Origin of the sequence: Acetobacter sicerae (assembly GCF_011516765.1) — a bacterium.
Taxonomy (GTDB): domain Bacteria; phylum Pseudomonadota; class Alphaproteobacteria; order Acetobacterales; family Acetobacteraceae; genus Acetobacter; species Acetobacter sicerae.
The window spans coordinates 33,492-54,217 of the sequence record NZ_JAAABN010000016.1; the positions used below are offsets into that span (position 1 = coordinate 33,492).

The following is a 20,726-nucleotide window of genomic DNA, read 5'->3' on the forward strand; positions in this document are numbered from 1 at the left end:
TGCGACTTCGAACGCTTTTTTCAAGAAAAGAGTGATTTCAGCTCGACGTTGTCCAGTGACTGAGGATCCATGTCGCTTCCTTGACTGGATTGAGCAGAATCACACCGAAGATGAACTGCAGCAGGCAGCTCAGTTTTGAGCGATTTGTCTTTCCGGTCGCCGAGGCGTTCCACGCGACGACTGCCATAAATGCAGCCCAGGCCCCGAACATTTCAAAAAACAGCGCAAAGTCGCTGACGATTGACAGAATGGCGTCTTCCGGCCCTGTGCCGGAAATCACGCTGTTAGCGGTGGCGTCTGTATAGCCGGTGACCGACGTCCCGAGTGCGACCTGCGTACCGAGACCGGTCGAAGCGCTTGATTTGGTAAGGATCCTGTCAAACGCAGCAAAAACACCTGAGAGAACAATCCCCAGCCACGGCACCCACGGTTTGCCCACAAACGGGTTCTGGGGCTGGCGCTGCTGCCACAGACCCCAGGCTCCTGTGAGAAAGGAAATCCACGCCGCAATGTAACAGGCCATGGGCAGAAGCCAGGCCATTCCGAGCGCGAGATCATTGACAAGATTGACCAGACCTTGCACGGCGCGTTGTCCTTACTGGATGGTTCCATGTTCGGCCTGGATCACCCAGAGCGTTCCGCGCTGTGAAATTGCGCGCACGCGGCCATACCCCCGCAAATCCGTGCCGATCTGGACCTCGGCCTGCGAAGCCTGTCCCGCCGGTGCCCCGTCATCCTGCACCATGGCAAGCTGGGGCGATGCGGCGAGGATCCGATAGCGCGGCATCCATGTCGCTGGCGGCGGCAGGGGTGTCTCCCGAACGTTCGATGGCACAGGCGTCACAGATTTAGCCGGTGTCGCTGCCGAATGCGGCTCAGCAAGCGCGGCTTCAAGAGCAGCCCGTGCCTTCTCCGCTGCGGCCCGCGTCGCCGCCAGCCCGTCCGAGGGAGGGGCCTCGGCATCCGCGACCGCCTTCTTCGCTTCGAGCAGAGACATGCGGCGATTCAGATCTGCGGACTTCGCCGTGTCCGAAATACGCAGGCGATCGAGATCCTGCCGCAGGGTCTCGATCTCGCTGCGGGTCCGCTGCACAAGGGCGGCTTCTTCCGTTACGAGCTGAAGCACCTGCACCTGATCATCAGGCGTCATGGGAGCCGCCTGCAGGCGTGCCGCCTTATGAACCGCGTCTTCGGCCGGAGTGCTTCTCACAGGTGTCGCGTCAGGCTTTTGTGTGGAAGCGCTTGCCGCTGGCGGTGTCGGTGCTGCATCGGGCGCTCTGACCACCGGATGCGGCGGCGTTTTCATCGCAAGCATCGCCTTGAGATCATCGCTCTCAGCCTGCGGCTGTGCGATCTGAGCGGTCTGGACAGGCTGCGGCGTCACGAGGGGCGGCTTGCTCATCGGCTGGGCCGTTATCTGAGCTGGCGGAACGGAAGCGGGCGTAACACCAACCTCCTGCCCGACGGGAGGCGTTGATCGCCCTGAGAGGCTGATAAACAGAAATACGGCGAGCAGGCCCGTGACGGCCGTAGAACCCCCTATCATGAGCTGCTTGCGGCAAGGAAGCGCCGTGAGACGGGCGATAACGCGCGCAGAGGAAGGGGCTTTTTCCGCTGTTTCTGCGGCACCCGATTCAACCTCGGCCCGTATTTCGCCAGTCTCCTCAGGCTCAGATGAAGAGTCCGGATCGGGGGCCGTGCCGAGTTTGCGGAAAGGGAGCGGGCCGATACCCCTGTCCGCGCTGAACGGATCCCGGGGCGTCGGAGCGATGGCGGCTGATGTCATGGTGAATCCTGCCTTCTGATGGAGAGGACAGAGAATTCACCGACATCATGCGACCAGCGTGCAAAAATTACTTCGTCCCGATAACAGGTGACATGAAGATCACCCCGACGCTGACCTGCGCTGCGAGATTGACGCGGGGCTGGGTCGGCATCTGTTGCGTCAGAGCGCTGTTCACCTGTGACGCTGCGGCACCGGCCGCGACACCGAGCTGTTGCGGAAAATTGAGTGACTGCACATAATTGACGTTACCCAGCGCCCCGATTGAACCCGTGGTGTTCGATGTCATTTCAATCGCCTGCCCTAACCCCTGCACGAAGGCCGCTGCAGCAGGAAGCACAAACCGCTCAAGATAAAGCTGATCTACGCTTGATGCGACAGCAGCTTCCATCGTGTCTGGCGCTACAACCATCCCCTCGACATCGATTGGCTTGGGGTCATTCTTGTGAAAGACCTGTTCGACGCGAACAACAAGCCTGTTCAGGTGTCCACCCGCGCGCCGGACCGAAGCTTTCATTCTATCTCCCGCGAGCGGACCGGAATCCGCTTCGAGAATGATTTCGCCGCCGAGATCGCTGTTTGTCGCTGAAACCGTATGAGCGAAAATCCCACGACCAGCAGGCACCAGAACGCGGGTCGAAGTGGCCTGTGAATTTGCGGTTGCGGCAGAGGTGGGCGGAGTAGTGCCCGTGGCCTCCCGTTTCCGGATGCCCGTCATTTCCGCCTGTTCGTACAGAACGTCGGTGACAGGAAGACGCCCGTTGAGGCGTGCAGTAAGATCCATGATCGCTCGTCTGTATCCCGCAACGGCATCCTTCTGGAGCTGTGGATCGCGTGGCAGAGCCGCCCGGAACGCTGCATCGGTCTGCACGGGCACAACTGGCGCGCTTGGGACGACATAAGGCACGTGGGGAGCCGGAGCGACTGCAGGCTTCGCCATGCTCGGATCGGCCTCATCTCCAGCGCCAACCTCCTGAGCAACGGCAAGCGGGGGCGGCTTATGCGTGGGATGGGTCGGGGTTCCGGGTGCTATATCCGGAGAATAGGATTGCCCGGATGTCTGCGCGTGCTTCGCCTCGTCCTGGATCTGATCTTCGCGTAACGCCTGCTGGCGTGGGTTCGAATTCATACCACCTGGCAAAGGATTAGCGGCAGGAGGCCTGCCGGGATCCGAGCGCGGAAGTTCCTTGTGATGGATGGACGAAACGAACAGCGTAATTCCGAGCAGGGTGGCTACACCCCCGATTATGGCGAACAGACGGCGGTTTCCACCGCGAGACGCCTGGCTGAAGACTTGTCTGAATTTGAGCTTCATCACTGTGCGTCCCTGATATGAGCGGAGATTGTTCGTCCGGCATCGGAGAGAAGGACCACTGGAGATTCATGAAAGGCGTAGAGGGTATAACCACCTTCACCATGTTCCATGCTGTCTGAGGAGGGTGTCATAAGCAGAAGTCGGGTCCGCAGATAGACTTCATTGCCGATCCGCCAGGCCCGCACGTCGTCGGGAGAAATGCCTTCAACAGCAAGTGGCACCGCCGAAGCTGGCGGAACACCACTCAGCATCGCGTTCATGTAGGGCTCACCGGTTGCGGGTGCTCCTGGACGCGTGTCCACTGGTTCCTTCGCATTTGGTCCGGCCTCAGAAATCCGGACTGTGAGGTTGTCATCGTAGGATCCACGCCCAGCGATCAGCAGAAAGGAAACAGGCTTCGGCGCCCCCTGCAGGGTGACGAGAAGACCGCCCCTCGGCTGGAGCGAAATCGGCTCTATATTGATTGTATTGGACCCTTTGAATGGGACGCATGTGTAGAAACCGGTTGTCTCTACAGCGGGATTTCCTGATGTGGCCCCCTTTCCGGATGCGCAGTTCGTGCTTCCGTCCGGGTTGGCTGAGTTGCCGGACGTGTTCCACGCGACTGGCCAGGGCTGGCCGGTGCTATCTACGAAAGATAGGGCAGTCGGGTATCCTTTGGTGGTAAAGATCAGACTTGTTTGCTGGCCGGGGGCAAAGGACACACGGATCGCCGGACGGGCATTCGGTGTCGCAAATTCCGTGCTGACCTGTTCTTTCGCTCGGCTGACGGCCTTCAGGCGCTTGCCGAGGCGGAGAATTTCCTCGGGCGTGAAGGGAATGGCATCGTGTTCCGCGTCGTCTTCGGCCTCGTGCGCCGGGTCCGGGGTGGCGGCTGCCGGCGCGGCGCCGGCTTGCGGGGTCTCCTGGGCTGATGCGAGCGATGGAAGGAGAAGCAGGGCGACCGGAAGCAAGTGGAAGAGTTTCATTGTCATCCTTCCCTCCCCGAGGAGACAACAAGCTGCTCGATCGCCAGCCCTTCGGGGTGATCGAGATCTTCGACACGATCAATCGTGACAGTTGCCATTAGCATCTGCGTATTTTGCTGATTTACGTTTTCACAGGTCTGGATGAAAGGGAACTGCACCACATAGCGCGAATGCCCCTGCACGACCGTTTCGGCGCGGACAGTGGCAGCCCGAGTTGGCTGAGCGTAGCAGAGTAATTTCGCTTCTCTTAATTTCGCAAGATTCCCTTGTGTAATAAATGACTTTGCAAAGGTATTCCATCCGTTGAGAGTGTAGTGCGCCCCAGCCGTGTTCATCTGAGTTGGAAAATCTCTATAATTGATATTGTACGGTGCTATGGCCCATTTGACCGCCCAGCCAAGGAGCTGGTCCTGGCCGAGCACCGGACTTGTCAGCGCCACGGCCGGACGCGGCGCGTTCTGGCCATCTACGAAAAAATATAGCGGCTTTGGCGGGTGCGCGCGGACATAGGCATCATGGGCGGTGAAGGCGACAACAACCACAGCCAGTGCGACGTTCAGCATCAGGGATCGGTCCACCACGATGCCCTGAAAATCGGGATCGGTGAGCCGCCGCGTCACTGCGGAACTAAACAGCTTCATGACCCGCCTCCCTGAGACGGGGGCGTCGAATTACCGGAAAACATCTCTCTGCCCTCATGTGCTATCAATGGTGAGAGCAGCTTCCGACCTTATCTTGCGACCAGCGCTGTTTTTTTCGAGATTTTTGGTTCTTATGCGGCAATACCGTGGATGGCGGCGACACTCCGTCGATACCGTCGGCTCACCCGGTCGCCACCCTTTCGGGTTGTCCAGAAAAAGCACCCGGCCTTGCACAGACATTCCCGGCGAATGTAATCGTGCTCGGCGATATAATGCTCTGCTTTGGCTGAGATGAACCAGGGTGTCTTCTCGCCCTTTCGAGGGGGAAGCTGTTCCCAGCTGCTCTGCGACTTCAGGGCGCTCTCGGAGATCAGAAAGTCCCGCGCTATCTCGGTCGGACTCTGAAAAGCGAAATGACGGTAGGCGATCTCTATGTTGGCCGCTTCATGCCAGCGGACTTTGTAGCCGCCTTTATGCGCTGTTAGTTTCAGGCGATTGAGGCTGTGCCTGATGTACCATGTGCGTCCACGCCGTTCCTCCGGTGTGAGGAGTGACGCCTGCTCCCATGTCAGGATCACCTTCGGATCAGCGGGGATGGCGCCTCGCTTTTCAGCCAGAATCTCTGCTTCCTGCACTTTCGAAATCCTGACCCGCGCTGGCAGGCTGAGATGACGTCTCTTCGAGGAAACGCTGGCTGGCGAACGATTAAGCAAACCTGAAATTTCAGACGCGCTATCGCCGGACATCCATCGTTGTCCGAGAATAAGCAACTCGTTACGAGACCATGCGCCTCTTCGATCCGGTGTTTCATAGGTGGCTGACTGCGGACAGTATTTCCACTGCGAGAGTGCCTCCTCGACGTCCTGAGTGGCAACAGAGAGCATCGTTGCAACCAATGTTATGTCCCGAAGCACCGCATACAGGGAACGGATAGTATCGCTTGTCACGTAAGCCTGAAGCCAGACGAATGTGCCTCGTTTGAAAACCTGACCAGATGATGCCTGCCGCATAAGACCAGCCCCACGTTATCGTCATGATGAGACGAAGGTGCGTAATATGGGAATAACATTCCTGCACCACGAATGGGAAGTCAAGAAATAATGTTCCCGTTATGACATGCAGGTAATCACGTAGATTTTGGGGCGTTTGATGTCGGTGAATGCGTGCGGGATCAGGATGCGGCGATAGCGCGCGGCTTTTGCCGAAGGCTGCGCTATCGCCTTTTTGGTCTATTTCAAGATGTTAAAGGGCTGCAGGGAAAGGGGAACACAGATTCCGCTTTTTACGTCTGCAGCAACAATGTGCGCTTAGATGGACGCTGGCGCGCCGAGGGAATCCCTCAGGCTGTTGAATACGAATTCAAGGTCATCAAGCGCGTAAAGGTGCGTCTGAGCCTCCACGGCCCAGGCTGCCACATCGAGGAGTTGCATGGCGTTCTGGTCGTCATGGGTTCCGGGAATCAGCGCAAATACGGAGACAGCCAATCCCTCAGCCACCTTATAAACGGTTTCCATGCTCGGATTTCGATGCCCGGACTCCAAAAGGGAGAAACTCGTGAGCGATGTGTGGGATCTCTGTGCAGCCTGGTTCGCCGAGTAGCCCCTGAGCGTCCGATAGATACGCACCCGACGGCCAAAAGATTCAAGAATGTCGGAGCGGGTCTTTGGTTCATAAACCGCGCCACGCCGATAATGTTCTTCCGCGTTTTTCATTGGAAGCGGCGCGAGTTTTATTGCGTCTTCTATTGTATTAATAAAGTTTTTTATCTGAAATATAGACCTCGCGTATTCTGACGATTTAATTGCCTTGGATAATTTAAGTAGAGACTTGCTATCCGGGTAGTTTGCTATGTCTGTAATTTCGCCTGGTTGTTCCGGAAGTATCGATCTTGGGTCGAGCTGATAGATCCTCAATACAGTAGAGAGCGTATCGAGCGACACAGCGCGGCCCGCTTCAAGAGCACGGATTATCGAAATGTGCATTCTGGCTAATTTGGCCAGATGCGACTGTGACCAGTGCAAGCTTTCGCGGTGCTTTTCCAGTTTCTCGCTCACTGTCTCATAAAAGCGACCGCCCTCAAACAACGCATCGACCTGCATCTTTTCGCTTCCATTCAACATTCTCGTTCACTTTCTGAGCAGGTTAAGCTTCAAAGGAGGGCTCCTTTGCAGAAAACACGATACTGCGTGCGGCATCTGCAACAAAGTCTGAAAGAGGCATGAGGCGTATCGCGCACTTATTTCTTCGAGGTCGCAAGAGTCCCTGCTCGTCTTCCCAAGTCACATCAGGAGACGAGATCCATGCCCATTTTCCGTGCCGCCGCGATGATTGCCGCTCTTAACAACGGCTATGTCGTGCCAGCTGCTTTTCAGGTTGTTCAGTCGCCGCCTCTTTTGTCCGTACCCTCAGGCAACGACGGAGCTGTTTCTCAGAGACCGTTACCGGACGAAAACAGAAGTGAAGAGGACGGCACCAGACCGATTGTATCCCACTTTCGCCGGGCCAACGGTTACGGACGGCAAGTTCCGCTGCGTTTTGCCGTTCGCCAGATCGTTCCTCGTGGGGTCACCGTGACGTTTGCTCCTGACATCGATACCGAGGCCCCGGTTGACTGGCAGGGCGGACGGGAATGGAACAAGGTACTGGCATCGTCGGTGGCTCAGGCCGGGGATGTCATTGATGTGGGGCACAACAAAGTTACGATCCGCCGCCGAATTCGCTGAGTGGTCGCATGATGGGCGCGCACCTTCCTTCGTAATCAGCCGAGGAAGGTCTCATGCGAACACCCCAGCCTGTCCCGAAAGCCGGGGCACAGCCTCCGATGCCAAATGTCGCGCTTACCCTGGACGCGCTCGGCGATCTCTGGCGCCGCATCGGCGGCAACGAGATACTGTGCCGACTTGACCGGGATCCGGCCACGCTTGCGGCGTGGCATGCCGCGTTGTCATCCGTGGCTCCACATGAATGGCCGGATCTTGTTCGATGCCTGGAACCATTGATACCGGGTCTTCGTGGGCGGCGGGACCTGCTTTCTCCCGATAGCCCATTCGGCCACGGCGTGATTGCCGAGAGCCGTCGTCAGGCTCTCCAGCGCATCCTTGCTTCGGAGCGCATTTCCCTGCTGGAGACGATCACCCGCCCGAAAAGACGTCAGGAGGCAGCATGACCCGCTTTGCGTCCTCTGCGCTTTCTTCAGCGGTCATTGCGGCAGCGCTTTTTGTTTCGATGCCGACGTTTGCTCAGACGGCCGCGGCCGGCGCCGGCGATTCAACGACTTCGACGGGAAGTGCCGGATGCGCCGCGCTGACCCAGGCGGCCGCGACTGCAGTCAACGAGCGAGTGCAGGCCAACGATGCCTATGAAACTCAGCCAGACAGCGTCAACGGGCTGTCCTGTCTCAGTAATTTTTTCAGCGGCACCGGGTTGAACCTTATCACCAACGGTCTGGATCCTGCGGCGCTGCTTGAGGCCGTCGAGGGCCAGATCGGTGGCCAGATCTGTCAGGCAGCTCAGTCTGCGTGGAGCAACGCCATGGGTTCGACCCAATGCGGGCTCAGCCTGTCAGGCGTCAATTTAGGTCTGGGGTTCGGGTCGAGCAGCGGGTTGATGTGTCCCAGCCTGAGTTTCGGCGGTGGCGGTCCCACCCTAGCTAACGTCAACGCCGGAACATCGAGCGGGGCGACTGATCTTTATATCAATGGCTCTCCCCAGCTTCCGTCGGGTTACAGCCTGAACAACGTCATGGACGGAGTTTTCTGATGCGTAAGCTGCAGACAGTCGCGATTGCTGCCGCTTCCTGTGTCTGCGTCCTGGCCGTCGCTCCGAGGCCAGCACACGCCCTGATCAGTGAGGCGGCCGTGGTCGCCGCGATCAAGGCGCTGCAGAGCTTCACGGGCAACGCTCTGAACACGATGACAAAGAATCTTACAGATAGCATAGATTCGAATCTCACCAGTCTGACAAACCCAAATTCGGTCGCCTCCCTCCTGACGAAGGGATTCACGCAGACCGCCAACTACGCAAAGGCTCAGGTGGGGGCTCAGTCGCAGCTTATCGACGCGCAGGACGCTGCGATGGCTGGCTTCCTTCGTCGTCAGCAGGAAACAGAGATCCGGGACGAGCACATGATGAGCCCGGAATTCTGCGCGGGCCTTGACGCCCAGCAGTCCACCATTGCGGCGTCCAAGGCGTCACGTTCGGCGGTCATCGCGATCACGAAAATCACCGATCCCCGGGGAGAGGCAAAGAAAGGCACGCCGTCCTACTATGGCAAGTCGCAGGGCTCTGACGCCCTGACATCGCTTCATCTTCGCCGATACTGTTCCTCGGACGACGTTGATGCGGGGCTTTGCACTGCGGTGTCCCAGAATCCCGACGCTGACCAGCACGCAGCCAGTTTCTTTGCATCGGATACTCTGTCAGCTGACGGCGGAGTGGACGCGGCAAATGATTACGCGACGACCCTCATACAGCCGATTGCCCCTGCCGCGCTGAGGGGAGAACAAATGACGAGTATTCGTGGCCGGGAGGTCGCGACACGTCGTCGGTCCTATAACAGCCGGATGTCGCTGGCCCGCTGGGTTGCGGCCTACGTCACGTCCCTCGGCGTTCCTTCCGTGACGCTGACCAGCGATCAGAAAGCGGAAATGACGGCTCAGGGCCAGCAACCCCTTGAGAAAGCCTCGTGGCTTCAGGTGATGGCTCTGGAAGTCGGACGACGTGTCTCCAGTGTGGCCTGGAACGCATCTCTCCAGAAAATGCCGCCTGCCTCGCTCCTGCGTGAGATAGCCACCGAAATGGCGCAGTCCAATTACCTCACGCTGCAGAACTACAGGCTCGGTCTCTATCAGGCGACCATGAGTGCCACCCGCATCGCGCAGGAAGAGGAGGCTGCCTTCAGGGACGGCCTGACCCCGATGCCTTCCCCAACCATCAACCCGTAGAGGCCCACCATGTCTGAAACCATGCAGAAGACCAGCGACATTGAAGACGTCCTGAAGGTCCTTGATCGCGTTCAGTCTGAATACAAAAAGCAGGCGCCCGGACAAGCCGCCGCGTATGAGAGGCTGCGTCAGGATTCCCATGAACCGGGCGCCGAGAGCGACCCTCAGTTTCGCACCCGTGTAGCCTATGCCGTGCAGGATGTGGAGCGTCTCTTGGGACCGACGCTGCAGAGCGATCATCCTCTTCACTCTGAAATGAGCGAGCGGGCCGCCCACTACCCAGGCCTGACTGAGCCCGCCGTGGCCGCCATGATGCAGGAGACACATCGTCTCAAACAGCCTGTCGTGAATGCGATCCGCAGCCTCGCAGGCGAACTGGTGGAGGGGCGTCAGGATCCGGATCACCCGGACATCGCGCACACCATCGACAAACTGAAAGTGACAGTCTTTCCGGAGCCCGGCGCGAAATCGGAGACGGAGCACACCCATAGCGCCGAGGTGCCCCGCGATAGCAAAGGTGGCCCGGATTCAACAAGCCGCTCTGCGTCGCCGGGCGGCGGTAATCCACCAAATCAGGAGTCACCAGCGGCCGGTAAACCCGAGCAGAGTCACTCGCCGGATCCACATCAGGACACCGGACCAAAGACGGCAGGCGGCGAGAAAAATGCGCCGGAAAACCGATCCACGGCCGAGACGAATACGGCCCAGGGAAAAGAGGAACCGAAACGAAAGGACGAGAAGCCCGAGGCCACGGAGCGCGAGGAGGTAAGGGTCATCCGGGGCGGTGGATTTGCCAGGCTCGCAGAAGCGATCGGCTCACGGATCGAAAGCCAGCCCGTGAATCCTGGGCCGTCCTGGATGGAAAAAGCCGCCGATTTCAGCGCACGACTGCATAACGCACGGGATGAGAAGAGTCTGGAGGCGACAGAAAGGCTGGGAAAGGACGCCGTGGAGGCGTTGCGTGAGATTAAAGAGCGGCCAGCCTCCTCCATCATGGCCTCGATCTCGGACGCGGCCAGGAGCGATCCAAACGGTATGGCCGGCGTGCTGTCCGAAATGAAAGCGGGCGGAAAATACGCCGATCTGCACAGTCAGTTTGTGACTGAAAAGCAGAATAATCAGGCCTTCGCAGCACAGCTGGAAAACGTAAGCAGCAAACTGGAGGCATACGGAAAAGGGCGGGAAGCCGCCGAGGCAACAGGGCAGCGTATGGGAATGCCAGGCAGTGTGACGCAGCGATTCAATCAGATTGATGCCGAGATCGGCAAGAGCGCCGCCGAAGTGCCTGGGAAAAAAGAGGGAGCCAGTGCGCTGGAAGAGATGAGCGAAAAGGTCCGCGAGATGGTCCAGAAGGCCGTCACCGCCGTGACTGATTTCATGAAGCGGATGAGTCCCGGACCGTCTAACAGCCCGTCACCTTAATTCCACCGTCGCGAGAACGAATCATGATTGCTTTCCGTCGCCATGTGCTGGCACTTCTGACGCTTCTGTGCCTCTCGGCTGCCGCCCTGCCCGCCATGGCGCAGACCGTCGTTGCGACCGGATCCGGCGATTCAAGCGGGAGCACCAGCTATAATGTCACATGGGATCTGCTCGATCCCGGAGACGACTGGGCGGCCCAGGTCATCCGGAGCGTCTTCCCGGTGTTTGGTCAGACCACGTCGGCACCGAGTATCGGAAACGAAGCGACAGTCATCGGCACGATGATCGGGTGGTTTTCGGGATTCGTCATGGCCTTCGCAATGGCCGTGGTCAGCTATATTTATTTCATGAACATTCATCGCGGCGCGGAGACTTCGCAGCTTCTCGGAAACAATCAGACCAGTATGTCGATCGTGCGGATTGGTGTCGCGGCCGTGCTGATGTGGCCACTTCCGACCACCGGCTTCAACGCTGCCCAGGCTGTAGTTGTGCAGGGATCGCTCTGGGGCATTGGCATGGCAAAAGTCGTTTACGACAAAGCGAAGCAGGCGATCGGTCCGGACGGCAAGGTCATCGCACAGCCGCTTATTCCCGGCACGAAAGGGATCGTCACAGGTCTTGTGAAGAATGAATTCTGCCGCGCACTTCTGAATATCGCCTCCAACAACACCAGCCTTATCGTCGCACCCACCGGCCAGACTGTCCTGTCGGTCACGGGCGGTTCGACAGGGATTATCAACTATTCCTATGACATGGCTGCCGGCACCAGTGATGGTACACCAGTTTGTGGCTCCGTCAGTCTGCAGGCTCCCAATACTGGGGTCGTAAATCTTGCCGGATTTCAGGTCGATCAGGCGGGTATGCAAAGGCAGGTGCTTGATTCTGTACTGCTCGGAGACATCCGCGGTCAGGTGGAGCAGGTGGCGCAGAGTTACTGGGAGACAAAGAAAACATCCTCTCTCGCCCCGCTCATGGCCATCATAGTCAAAGCGACCAACGATTACACTTCGCGGCTGACGACGCAGGCGGCTCAGCTGCGATCAAAGCTCCAGGACACGGTCAACAATCAGACACTTGCGCTCCATCAGTGGGGTATTTCGACAAACGGCGATTCCGTTAATACGAGCAATCAGATGGATAATCTCGGGTGGACCGGCGCAGGAGCCTATTATCTGGAATTCGCCCGTCTGAACGGTCAGACCCTTTCTCTGATGACCGCGACGCCGACGATCACCACTCCGTCCTATTCGGGAATTGGTAGCTATCTCGCCTCTGACATCGCCCCTCTCGTCCAGTCAGCGGACACATTCATGGAAAACATCGACAGCATGGTCGCCACGCAGGACGGGATGAGCGCACCAGGCGGCAACGCGGATCTCTATTCGGGAGCGATCCCGGGTGGTGACGGTGCCGGCGTCCTCAACCAGTTGTTTCGGGCGCTGCATCTGAACGATTACGCTCTGCAGATCGTCACGGGATTCATTGAGCCGTCCGGGACGGATGGGTACTGGACCGATCCGTTCGGCAATCTGATGTCGCTTGGTAACTGGATGATCACCACTTCCCTGATCACCATGGGAACAGCGTCGATCCTCTCCTCGACGGCCGGGACGATTGGCATCGGCGTCACCTCGCTTCTCAGCGGAAATCCAGGCGGGGCACTTGCCGCTGGTGCCGGACATGCGCTGATGCACTTTTTCGGCGCGCCGATTATCGGCGGCTGTCTGGCGATGCTCATGCCGGGTCTGACTATCGCCTATGTCATCCCGATGATCCCTTTTGTCATGTGGATGTTTGCTGTCGCAGGCTGGTTAATCATGGTGTGTGAATCGGTGATAGCGGCCCCTTTATGGATGCTTGCGCACATGACCATGAACGGCGAGGGTTTGCATGGGCATGCGAAACAGGGATACGCCCTGCTGTTCAACGTCATTTTCCGCCCGGTCCTGATGCTGTTCGGGCTATTCCTCGGTTATTTCATCTTCGACTCAGTGTCGTGGCTGATCCATATGTGTTTCGGGATCGCGGCCGGCCTGATCCTGTCAAATGGCTGGATCGTCACAAACTTCCTCGGCATGATCGTGCTGGTCAGCCTGTTCGTGATGATTCACGTGACGCTGGCCTTCATTTCATTCCGGATGATCTCGATCCTGCCGCAACGGGTGCCGGCCATGATCGGCTTTGGCGACGTGGACCGGGTGGACATCGACCAGTTCAGCCGGGACGCCGCAGTCGTCGGCATGGCGGGCACCCTGATGTCCATCCAGCAGTCGCTGAACACCGAAGACGGTAAAAAAGCAATACCGCATGGCCCCAACAATGGGATAGATACGACAATGAAGAAGATTGCGTGATCCAGGACACGGGGAGAGCCTGAGATGTTCGGTGGGAATGGAATGAATGGCGCGACCGGGTTCATCCTGGGACGGATGTCGCGCGACTACAGTGACAGCCTCGAGCGTGCGATCCAGAGAACTCTTTATGGATCGCTCCCCTCACTTGCCGATCAGGTACAGGAACAGGCAGGTCTGATTGCGCGACTGAGAACGCTGCTCAGCCGCGCCAATACCCGCACCGAAGAGCTCGACAGAAAAGTAGGCGAATGGGAGGAATACGCCGACTTTCAAAAAACAAAGATCAGTGCACTGGAAACACGGGCCAGTCGGGCGGAAGCGCGCGAGGCGCAGCTCAGGACTGACCGTCAGGCGGCCGGTGAACGCGAAAGTCGCCTGGCCCATGCTCTCGCAGCGGCGCAGGACGATTATCGGCGCTTAACCGACGAGCATAAAACACTGGCGACTAAAGCCGAGACTATGGAGAGACGAATTCGCGGCTATCTTTCCATGGAAGCCAGATTGAGAAAATTGGAAGAGTAGTCGCAAGTTCTTCCCGCATCATGGTCTCCTGTAAAAAGGAGACCTTTCGTGAAACATTCCTTCTTTCTTCCGCTTGCCCTCTCTCTCGGACTTTCAGCGTGCAGCTCTGGAAATGTATCGTCGGCGGCGCACGTCCACGGTCCGCAGGCGCCTCCCACAAAACAAGCACGTTATGATCCTAATGCGGCCTATGGGTCGGCGCGGGCCGTGTGGACACCCCCGACCTACAATCGCGCTGGCACAATCGTGCGCCCAGACGATCCCCGGACCACCCAGGGTCGTGAGGACTACGAGCATGCGTCCTGGGCAACGGGTGCCGAGGGAGGAGACGCCAGCGCACCGCCGGGTACATTCTGAGATCTTGTTGACTATGGGGCCGCCAGCAACGAGCTGGCGGCGTTTGGTCTAGGGCTTGCGGGGAAAGAGATTGTCTGCCGTCGCCAGAAACTGAGTTGCGGAACCAAGGTGGCGTTCCCGGATCTGCCAGTTGAGCCACGCGTTCTGAAACGCCACCAGTGCCAGGAAAAACCAGAAAGGGGCGAATTCGAGCGCAGCCAGAAGCTGCGTTCCTCCCCAGCGAGACAATGACATCTCCACGATCCAGGCAACAATCAGAGCGAGATCGAGTGCCCCGGCACAGACGGATCGCGCATATGTCTGGCGCTGGCGCTGGTCGAGGAAGATAGTCACCGCCCGCGCTTCCACTCCATATGTGGCGGCGGTCGCTTCGACGTCGATCCGGCCTCCATCGGTGATATGGAAATCGGGAACCGAGGTTCCTCTTCCTGGGAGTGCCTTCCACAGGATTTCGATCAGTGAGGCGTTCTTCTTCAGATCGCGCCAGGCGATCAGGTTGCGTGGATCACCAATCACAAGTCGGGCAAGCTGCCGTGTTCTTCTGAAAAAGCGCGGCTTGCGGTCTGGTCCGGCTCCGGCACTCATTGTGACACCGAACTGATGAACGCCTCGACATCACGTGGAACGCCGTCCAGTCGCCCGGTCTCGCCATTTCTGCGTGTCCAGATGAAAGTCGGGGTTCCGGCGAGCGCCAGCTGACGGGCAATCTCGCTGTTGTGGGCAAGTTTCTGTGGGCTGTCGGGAGACGGATTATCGGCCTTCTCTCCAAGCCGGCCGCTTATCCATGCTTCCGCCATTTCGCCCTCGGGAAATGACAGCATTGACTTCGCATTGATCGTGCTCGCGCCGTGATCTTCGTAATCGAGAAGAGATAGCGGAACCACTTTCAGGCGGATCCTGCCGGCACCGATTGCAGGCTGTAACGCCCGCATCGCCCTGATGGAGTAGATGCACTGAGGATCTATAAACATGACGGCCTCAGGAGCTGACGGCACTCCCAGCGAGCCCCCTGAGAGGTCTGCCAGGCCAGACCGCGTGTTCGCATGGGAGGAGCTTGCAGACACCGTCACCGCCGGCACCGCACCGGGTATATCCCTGATCTGGGCTTTCGTGAGATCTTTGCCAGTTGCGTCCCACATACGGGCTGCGACCGCTGCCTGACCATCCGGAGTGGCATAAACGATCTGAAAGCGATTTCCGGCCTGGACGAACATGCCTCTGATCCCGTGTGAGGGAACCAGATCACGCGCACGGCCGCCAGCATAATGACGCAGCGTGTCGTAAGGCACGGGTATTAACGTGCCGCTCAGGATGACCTTGTGATCTGTGGGGGCGAAGAAGACGAGGATCTCGCCTTCTCCTATGTGAGCGATACCGGTTTCAAACCCGTGCAGGTTTGGCTGCATCTCGACGGTTGCGCCTCGCGCCCCCAGATGAGCGATCGCATCAGTGTCGCCGTGACCGTGCTGCGATGGCCCCGGAAGCCTGGGCTCCGATGGAGATTCCAGCGAAAGCGGTTGCGCACATTGCTGGGCGAAAGCCGATGAACACGCCAGAAGGGCAAACGGAAAAAGGTAAACAGGTCGCATATCGGGCTCCGGACAATATGAATGTCCTTTACGTTTCGATCATGCGACTTCACCGCGAAAATTTAGGCTTGCCGAACACAGAATAATGGCTCTTCCCACGCGCCTCCTGGAGGGGAGTTTGACTCTGCAGTTCGCGGAACATTCTCATATTCCCCTTCAAGCTCATCCGTCAGCATTTGGCTTACAAGCTCATTGAGGAGAGTGAGACGCAGTCGCAACGGGTGGGAATTCGGGTAATCTTTGAGGAGCTGCTGTCCGTGTTCGCGGCACAGAAGAGCTGCCCTTTGCAGTGCGTCGATTGAGTCGTGACCCGAGAGACGAAGCGATCGAGATGACGTCAGGTGTTCTACCTGCGCCGCAAGCGAAAAAACGGCATCAGCTAAAGGTGCACATAGTTTCTGTGACGAATCATCCTTAATGAGCGCGAAGCGTAACCTGAGTTCGTCGAGTATCATGTGGTCCCCGCGAAGCTTGAGCCTTAACGAATAACGAAAACAGGCGCACAAACAACGGTCACGCGTGATACAGAACTGCTAGATGCGCCCTACTATACTGTTGCAGACTTATGACAATTACGCAGAGAGCGTATGTCGAAACTGAGTGTCAAAACAAAGAATCACAATCGCATCGTCAAATCTACATAAATCTTAACGGATCGTAAAAAATGTGTGCGGATAATTTCGGAGTGTTGCGCGCGCGAGTCATGTAGCCCTTTGGAGCCAATTCTCGCTCCACGAAGTTGTTAGTCGCATGATTCCCCCACACTCCGAAGATGCCCCATGGAAACAATGGGCAACGCCTGAATCGTCTCGGCCTGACTTGATAATTTTACACTGTCGGCCGAAAGTTACAGATGGCCGAATCTCAGGCCGATTTGGAGGATTCGAGATGACGTAACGAATAGCTTACCCCAAACGCCTAAAGCCCCGCTTTCGCGAGGCTTTAGGACGTAAAGCTCGAAGCCGAGCCTGTTGGAAGGTCATGATCGTGGTTGACACGACCTTCCGACAGAATCGCAAAAAAGGCAAGCTTTTCTTGCAATGGGTTTTTGCGTCCTGACGCCAGGCAGGAAAGCGGCAATTCTCACGTTTGTCGCGAACAGAAAAAAACAATGATTACAGAGACGTATCAGCCTCCTGGTGGGCTGCGGCGGATTACGCCTGCGATGCTAGCTGCTCAAGTGCAGGCACAAGCGATGCCGATGAGCGGGGTTGCTCGCCCGGAAATTTTACGAGTACTCCGCTTGGCGAGGTCAGCGGTCGGACTGACATGCCAACAGGTGGAACTGCTCGCTTATCTTTCGAGCTGGACCGACCTCGAAGACTGGATTGATGAGGATGGGGAGCCGCTGTGCACAGCTCGTAATCTCGACATTCAGGAAAGATTCGATCTCGGACGCACCCGTGTGAAGGAGCTTTTGCGGGGGCTCGCGGAAGCTGGATGGATAATCCATAGGGACAGTCCGAACGGCCAGCGTTACGTCAGGCGATCACGGGGTAGTAGAAAGGCGCTATATGGTTATGGAATCGATCTCTCGCCGCTCTCACGGCGCTATCCCGAATTGGCCCATGCGGCGGCCGCTCAGGAAGAACGTAGGAGGGAAGGACGTCGTCTTCACAGGGAGGTAATGGCTCTAGCACGTCGTATCTACGCTTTGTCTGAAACGTGTCTTGAAGTCGGGCTGCCGATGACCGATGCGAAGCGCTTTGCTCTTGAAGCAAATCGTCTCACACAGTTGCGCGGGGAGGATCGCAACCCGAAGATTTTGGAGCCGATCCTTGCTCGATTAACGGCGATGGAACAGGAGCTTGAATTTGCAATCCAAGCCGCCAATCCTGTGGAAAGTGACCCCATGGGGTCGGCCGAGCGCCCCCACTATACTACTACAAAACCAGATCATATAGCTCACGCTACAGTAGGCGGAACCGGCTACGCCGGTAAGGCTCATGAAGCTGGGCGTAGTCGATCTTGCGAACCACGACGGGCAACTGAATCTGCGCTCAAGGGCTTTCGAGTCACCCCCACATTCCTTCTGCAGTTAGTTCCCGCACTCCGGGACATTTGTCAGACAGATCGTCCCAACGAACGTGAAATACTCGATGCTGTAGCTCTTCTGTGCAACTCGCTCGGTGTCTCAACTCACGCTTGGAAGCAGGCGATCTCGGTTCTGGGACCGTACGAGGCCGCTGTGGCGGTGTGTGTTATCGCCGCACGACATGCAAAGGGCCTGGTAAAATCGGCAGGAGGCCTGCTGCGAGCCATGATTACCCGCCATTCTAAGGGTGAGCTTGCTCTCGATCGTTCGCTCTACGGATTAGCCGATCAGATCAAAGCATCTGCCTCTGTTCATTAGTGCTGTACGAGGTCGCATGTTGCTTCAGCAACATCTGGCTGGACAGCCAGAGGACGGCAAAAATGTTGCATGACGATCAGGACGCCCGGGAGGACCACGCGGTTGGAGGAATCGCAGCCGACCGGCTGCGCTCAATCATTGAGCGCGTCGAAAGATTGGAGGAAGAAAGGAAAGCTCTTTCCGGAGACATCAAGGATATTTTCTCTGAGGCGAAGTCGGCTGGCTTCGATGTTAAAGTAATTCGTCAGATTATCCGCATTCGAAAACAAGAACCCGCTGAGGTGGAGGAACTGGAAACTCTTTTACAAATTTATAAGCGCGCACTGGGGATGTAACTATGGACAACATTCTTCAAATATCCGGTGCTGCACTGACTTTGATCGGCGTTACTGTCCTAAGGGTCTGCGTCAATCCAAAACACAAATCCTCGGCAACGAGACGGCGACGGCGTAACGGAAATACCGATTATGCGGGCTTACGGGGAGAAATGAACATTATCCGAAGCATCAATGAGTTAGGTACATCCTGCCTTCATGATGTGATCTTGGAAGACGATCGTGGGCTCACACAGATTGACCATCTTGTTCGTATGCCCTGGGGCATCGCGGTTGTTGAAACAAAAAACTTTCGTGGGGTCATTGTCGGAAAGCCACATGACCAACATTGGACACAAGTAATTACATCCGGTTCAAGAAAAACAACGAAAAGTTTTTACAATCCAATTAAACAAAACAGGCGGCATGAGTCTGCTGTGCGGCAGATTGTAGCTGATGAAGCGGTAGTTATTGGAGGTTTTGTAGTCTTTACCGGAGATGTGTTGATAGGAGACGCTCTTAGAGGGAGCGTTTGTATCGACAATACGATCATCCAATCCGTCTCAAATTACTCCGCACCGATGTTCAATTCAGGTTCTCTTGATTCCGCTTGGAAGCGATTGGTAGAAAACAGCGCGCAAAACGCGGGACGGCGCGATGAGCATCTCGCTTTCGTGGTAAAAAAGTAGGATTGCATCTAGCAGTTTTCTGTTTCGTCAAGAACGACGCTGGGCTGCCGAGAGAGAGTGCGATAGACCGTCGGGCGGGAGACAGAGAACAATTCAGCAAGGTCGCTTATGGAATAACCTCCCGTATCGTACATGCGCCGCAATTCGCGTTGCTGTCGTAGAGAAAGTTTCGGTTTTTTACCGCGTAATTTGCCTTTAGCGCGAGCGACCGCCATTCCTTCACGCGTGCGTAACTTAATAAGGTCGGCCTCAAATTCTGCGAAGGTCGCTAATATATTAAAAAAGAGCTTTCCCATTGGATCGGTTGGATCATGTACTGTGGCGCCGAGCTGAAGCCTGACGCCCCTTCGGGCGAGTTCCTCGCCAATAGCGCGCGCATCCGGGACTGAGCGCGCCAGGCGATCCAGTTTCGGGACAACAAGCGTGTCCCCTTCTCTTACCGCCGCGAGAGCCTGATCGAGGCCGGGGCGGGCTCTGTGAGTTCCGGTGAACCCATGGTCGGTATAGATCCGGTCCGGCTTAACCCCGAGTTTCGTCAGGGCGTTTCTCTGGGCGGTGAGATCCTGTCGGTCCGTTGAACATCGGGCATACCCGATAAGAGCGTGTTCCATGGGGCGAGTGTAACGTAAGACCTCCCTTCACTGCAAAAAATATCGGACCAGTTAAATGAGACTGAGGAGCCGAGGGTGGACCGTTCAGGGTGCTCTCTATTCCGCGTGTCCGTTGAACCATCCTCTTTCGGACACCCCGTAATTCCACCTTTCGTGGTGAACGGAAGCGTTGCGGCGCTTCTTTGGGGCGACTACATTAAGGGAGTCGAAGGTAAGACTAAAAAAGGAGGTTGATATGATGGCACCGATCTCTGTTAGATTGGATGCGCCTACAAGGAAAATTCTTGAAGACGAGGCTAAAATAATGGGCATTGGGCTGGGACGTCTTCTGAGGCAGATCGCCGAGGCGCGAGCGCGCGATCTGAAGAGGAAGCGCATTAGAGAGGCTAGTGCGGCAGTCGGTCGGCGTGTGGCCAGCAACCCCGATGCGGCTGCATTTTACGAGGATTGGGGAACGCCACGTGCAGAAGGCTAAAAGAAAGTCTGCCGGTCTGGCCCCTGGGCAGATCGTCGTTGCGGACTGGCGTGGCGACGCGCTTCCAAAGGAACCGAACAAGCGCCGGCCGGCTGTGGTTGTCGAGGAAACCGACCTGTTCGCGCCGGGTTATCCAAATGTGATTTTGGTGCCGATTACCGAAGACGAGGATCTGGCAATACCGGATTTGTCGGTCGTGATAGAGCCGACTAACGAGAACGGCTGTTCGAAGCGATGCGTTGTCGTCTCGCACCTTGTGGCGACGACTTCCAAAGCTCGCATCGAGCCAACGGCATCGAGGATCACTTCCGAAGAGTTGGCGGAAGTTCGGCAGCAGATCGCCATGGCAATAGGCCTGACATAAGCCTGTGGGAGATAGCTGGAAGCTTT

General features: G+C 57.2%; 22 protein-coding genes. 12 read left to right on the forward strand and 10 right to left on the reverse strand.

Annotation, left to right across the window (positions count from 1 at the left end; genetic code table 11):
- Window positions 1–37 precede the first annotated feature (37 nt).
- From GVI59_RS14620 to GVI59_RS14650, 7 genes are all read right to left on the reverse strand, one after another.
- On the reverse strand, window positions 38–583 hold the full coding sequence (locus GVI59_RS14620; RefSeq protein WP_061274767.1) for a hypothetical protein: 546 nt from the start codon (window positions 581–583) through the stop codon (window positions 38–40).
- Between the two features lie 12 nt (window positions 584–595).
- Window positions 596–1,786, reverse strand: a complete 1,191-nt coding sequence (locus GVI59_RS14625) for a hypothetical protein (protein ID WP_242013129.1) — start codon at window positions 1,784–1,786, stop codon at window positions 596–598.
- A 67-nt stretch (window positions 1,787–1,853) separates the two neighbouring features.
- Entirely contained in the window at window positions 1,854–3,098 is a 1,245-nt protein-coding gene (locus GVI59_RS14630; RefSeq protein ID WP_173574910.1) for a DotG/IcmE/VirB10 family protein, read from the reverse strand.
- Complete coding sequence (locus GVI59_RS14635) at window positions 3,098–4,072, reverse strand: DotH/IcmK family type IV secretion protein (protein WP_173574911.1); 975 nt, start codon at window positions 4,070–4,072, stop codon at window positions 3,098–3,100. The genes GVI59_RS14630 and GVI59_RS14635 overlap by 1 nt, the downstream gene beginning before the upstream one ends.
- Window positions 4,069–4,707, reverse strand: a complete 639-nt coding sequence (locus tag GVI59_RS14640; protein ID WP_173574912.1) for a DotI/IcmL/TraM family protein — start codon at window positions 4,705–4,707, stop codon at window positions 4,069–4,071. Before GVI59_RS14640 ends, GVI59_RS14635 begins: the two co-directional genes overlap by 4 nt.
- A gap of 131 nt (window positions 4,708–4,838) precedes the next feature.
- Window positions 4,839–5,717, reverse strand: coding sequence for a hypothetical protein (locus tag GVI59_RS14645; RefSeq protein ID WP_173574913.1), 879 nt, complete (start codon window positions 5,715–5,717; stop codon window positions 4,839–4,841).
- A 297-nt stretch (window positions 5,718–6,014) separates the two neighbouring features.
- Complete coding sequence (locus tag GVI59_RS14650; protein ID WP_169797741.1) at window positions 6,015–6,806, reverse strand: helix-turn-helix domain-containing protein; 792 nt, start codon at window positions 6,804–6,806, stop codon at window positions 6,015–6,017.
- Between the two features lie 201 nt (window positions 6,807–7,007).
- Between GVI59_RS14650 and GVI59_RS19075 the strand changes: the two genes are divergently transcribed.
- Genes GVI59_RS19075 through GVI59_RS14690 form a run of 8 tightly spaced genes read left to right on the forward strand, consistent with a single transcriptional unit; the run spans window position 7,008 to window position 14,305 of the window.
- On the forward strand, window positions 7,008–7,430 hold the full coding sequence (locus tag GVI59_RS19075) for a hypothetical protein (protein WP_061274777.1): 423 nt from the start codon (window positions 7,008–7,010) through the stop codon (window positions 7,428–7,430).
- A gap of 53 nt (window positions 7,431–7,483) precedes the next feature.
- Window positions 7,484–7,873 carry a hypothetical protein gene (locus tag GVI59_RS14660; RefSeq protein ID WP_242013130.1) on the forward strand — a complete coding sequence of 130 codons (390 nt, stop codon included), beginning with the start codon at window positions 7,484–7,486 and terminating at the stop codon, window positions 7,871–7,873.
- Window positions 7,874–7,932: 59 nt separating this feature from the next.
- Window positions 7,933–8,466 carry a hypothetical protein gene (locus GVI59_RS14665; RefSeq protein ID WP_173574925.1) on the forward strand — a complete coding sequence of 178 codons (534 nt, stop codon included), beginning with the start codon at window positions 7,933–7,935 and terminating at the stop codon, window positions 8,464–8,466.
- Window positions 8,466–9,650: a hypothetical protein gene (locus tag GVI59_RS14670; protein WP_173574914.1), complete on the forward strand. Its 1,185-nt coding sequence runs from the start codon at window positions 8,466–8,468 to the stop codon at window positions 9,648–9,650. Before GVI59_RS14665 ends, GVI59_RS14670 begins: the two co-directional genes overlap by 1 nt.
- A gap of 9 nt (window positions 9,651–9,659) precedes the next feature.
- Window positions 9,660–11,072, forward strand: coding sequence for a hypothetical protein (locus GVI59_RS14675; protein WP_173574915.1), 1,413 nt, complete (start codon window positions 9,660–9,662; stop codon window positions 11,070–11,072).
- A gap of 23 nt (window positions 11,073–11,095) precedes the next feature.
- Window positions 11,096–13,426, forward strand: coding sequence for a DotA/TraY family protein (locus tag GVI59_RS14680; RefSeq protein WP_242013131.1), 2,331 nt, complete (start codon window positions 11,096–11,098; stop codon window positions 13,424–13,426).
- 42 nt (window positions 13,427–13,468) lie between these two features.
- Window positions 13,469–13,948 carry a hypothetical protein gene (locus tag GVI59_RS14685; protein WP_173574916.1) on the forward strand — a complete coding sequence of 160 codons (480 nt, stop codon included), beginning with the start codon at window positions 13,469–13,471 and terminating at the stop codon, window positions 13,946–13,948.
- Between the two features lie 48 nt (window positions 13,949–13,996).
- A complete protein-coding gene (locus GVI59_RS14690; RefSeq protein ID WP_082770832.1) occupies window positions 13,997–14,305 on the forward strand; it encodes a hypothetical protein in 309 nt (102 codons plus the stop codon).
- Between the two features lie 48 nt (window positions 14,306–14,353).
- Here the strand turns inward: GVI59_RS14690 and GVI59_RS14695 are convergent, their stop codons facing one another.
- Both GVI59_RS14695 and GVI59_RS14700 read right to left on the reverse strand, forming a co-directional pair.
- Entirely contained in the window at window positions 14,354–14,890 is a 537-nt protein-coding gene (locus GVI59_RS14695; RefSeq protein WP_173574917.1) for a hypothetical protein, read from the reverse strand.
- On the reverse strand, window positions 14,887–15,894 hold the full coding sequence (locus GVI59_RS14700) for a thioredoxin domain-containing protein (protein WP_173574918.1): 1,008 nt from the start codon (window positions 15,892–15,894) through the stop codon (window positions 14,887–14,889). The genes GVI59_RS14695 and GVI59_RS14700 overlap by 4 nt, the downstream gene beginning before the upstream one ends.
- A gap of 991 nt (window positions 15,895–16,885) precedes the next feature.
- On the opposite strand from GVI59_RS14700, the gene repC reads away from it, so the two are divergent.
- From repC to GVI59_RS14715, 3 genes are all read left to right on the forward strand, one after another.
- A complete protein-coding gene (repC, locus tag GVI59_RS14705; RefSeq protein WP_242013132.1) occupies window positions 16,886–18,247 on the forward strand; it encodes a plasmid replication protein RepC in 1,362 nt (453 codons plus the stop codon).
- A 62-nt stretch (window positions 18,248–18,309) separates the two neighbouring features.
- Window positions 18,310–18,582 carry a DUF2312 domain-containing protein gene (locus GVI59_RS14710; RefSeq protein ID WP_146891942.1) on the forward strand — a complete coding sequence of 91 codons (273 nt, stop codon included), beginning with the start codon at window positions 18,310–18,312 and terminating at the stop codon, window positions 18,580–18,582.
- A gap of 2 nt (window positions 18,583–18,584) precedes the next feature.
- Complete coding sequence (locus GVI59_RS14715) at window positions 18,585–19,250, forward strand: nuclease-related domain-containing protein (protein ID WP_173574919.1); 666 nt, start codon at window positions 18,585–18,587, stop codon at window positions 19,248–19,250.
- An 8-nt stretch (window positions 19,251–19,258) separates the two neighbouring features.
- Here GVI59_RS14715 and GVI59_RS14720 read toward each other — a convergent pair whose 3' ends face one another.
- Entirely contained in the window at window positions 19,259–19,861 is a 603-nt protein-coding gene (locus GVI59_RS14720) for a recombinase family protein (RefSeq protein ID WP_146892662.1), read from the reverse strand.
- 461 nt (window positions 19,862–20,322) lie between these two features.
- Between GVI59_RS14720 and GVI59_RS14725 the strand changes: the two genes are divergently transcribed.
- Window positions 20,323–20,700 (forward strand): type II toxin-antitoxin system PemK/MazF family toxin, encoded by a 378-nt coding sequence (locus tag GVI59_RS14725; RefSeq protein WP_338422107.1) that lies wholly within the window; start codon window positions 20,323–20,325, stop codon window positions 20,698–20,700.
- Window positions 20,701–20,726 lie beyond the last annotated feature (26 nt).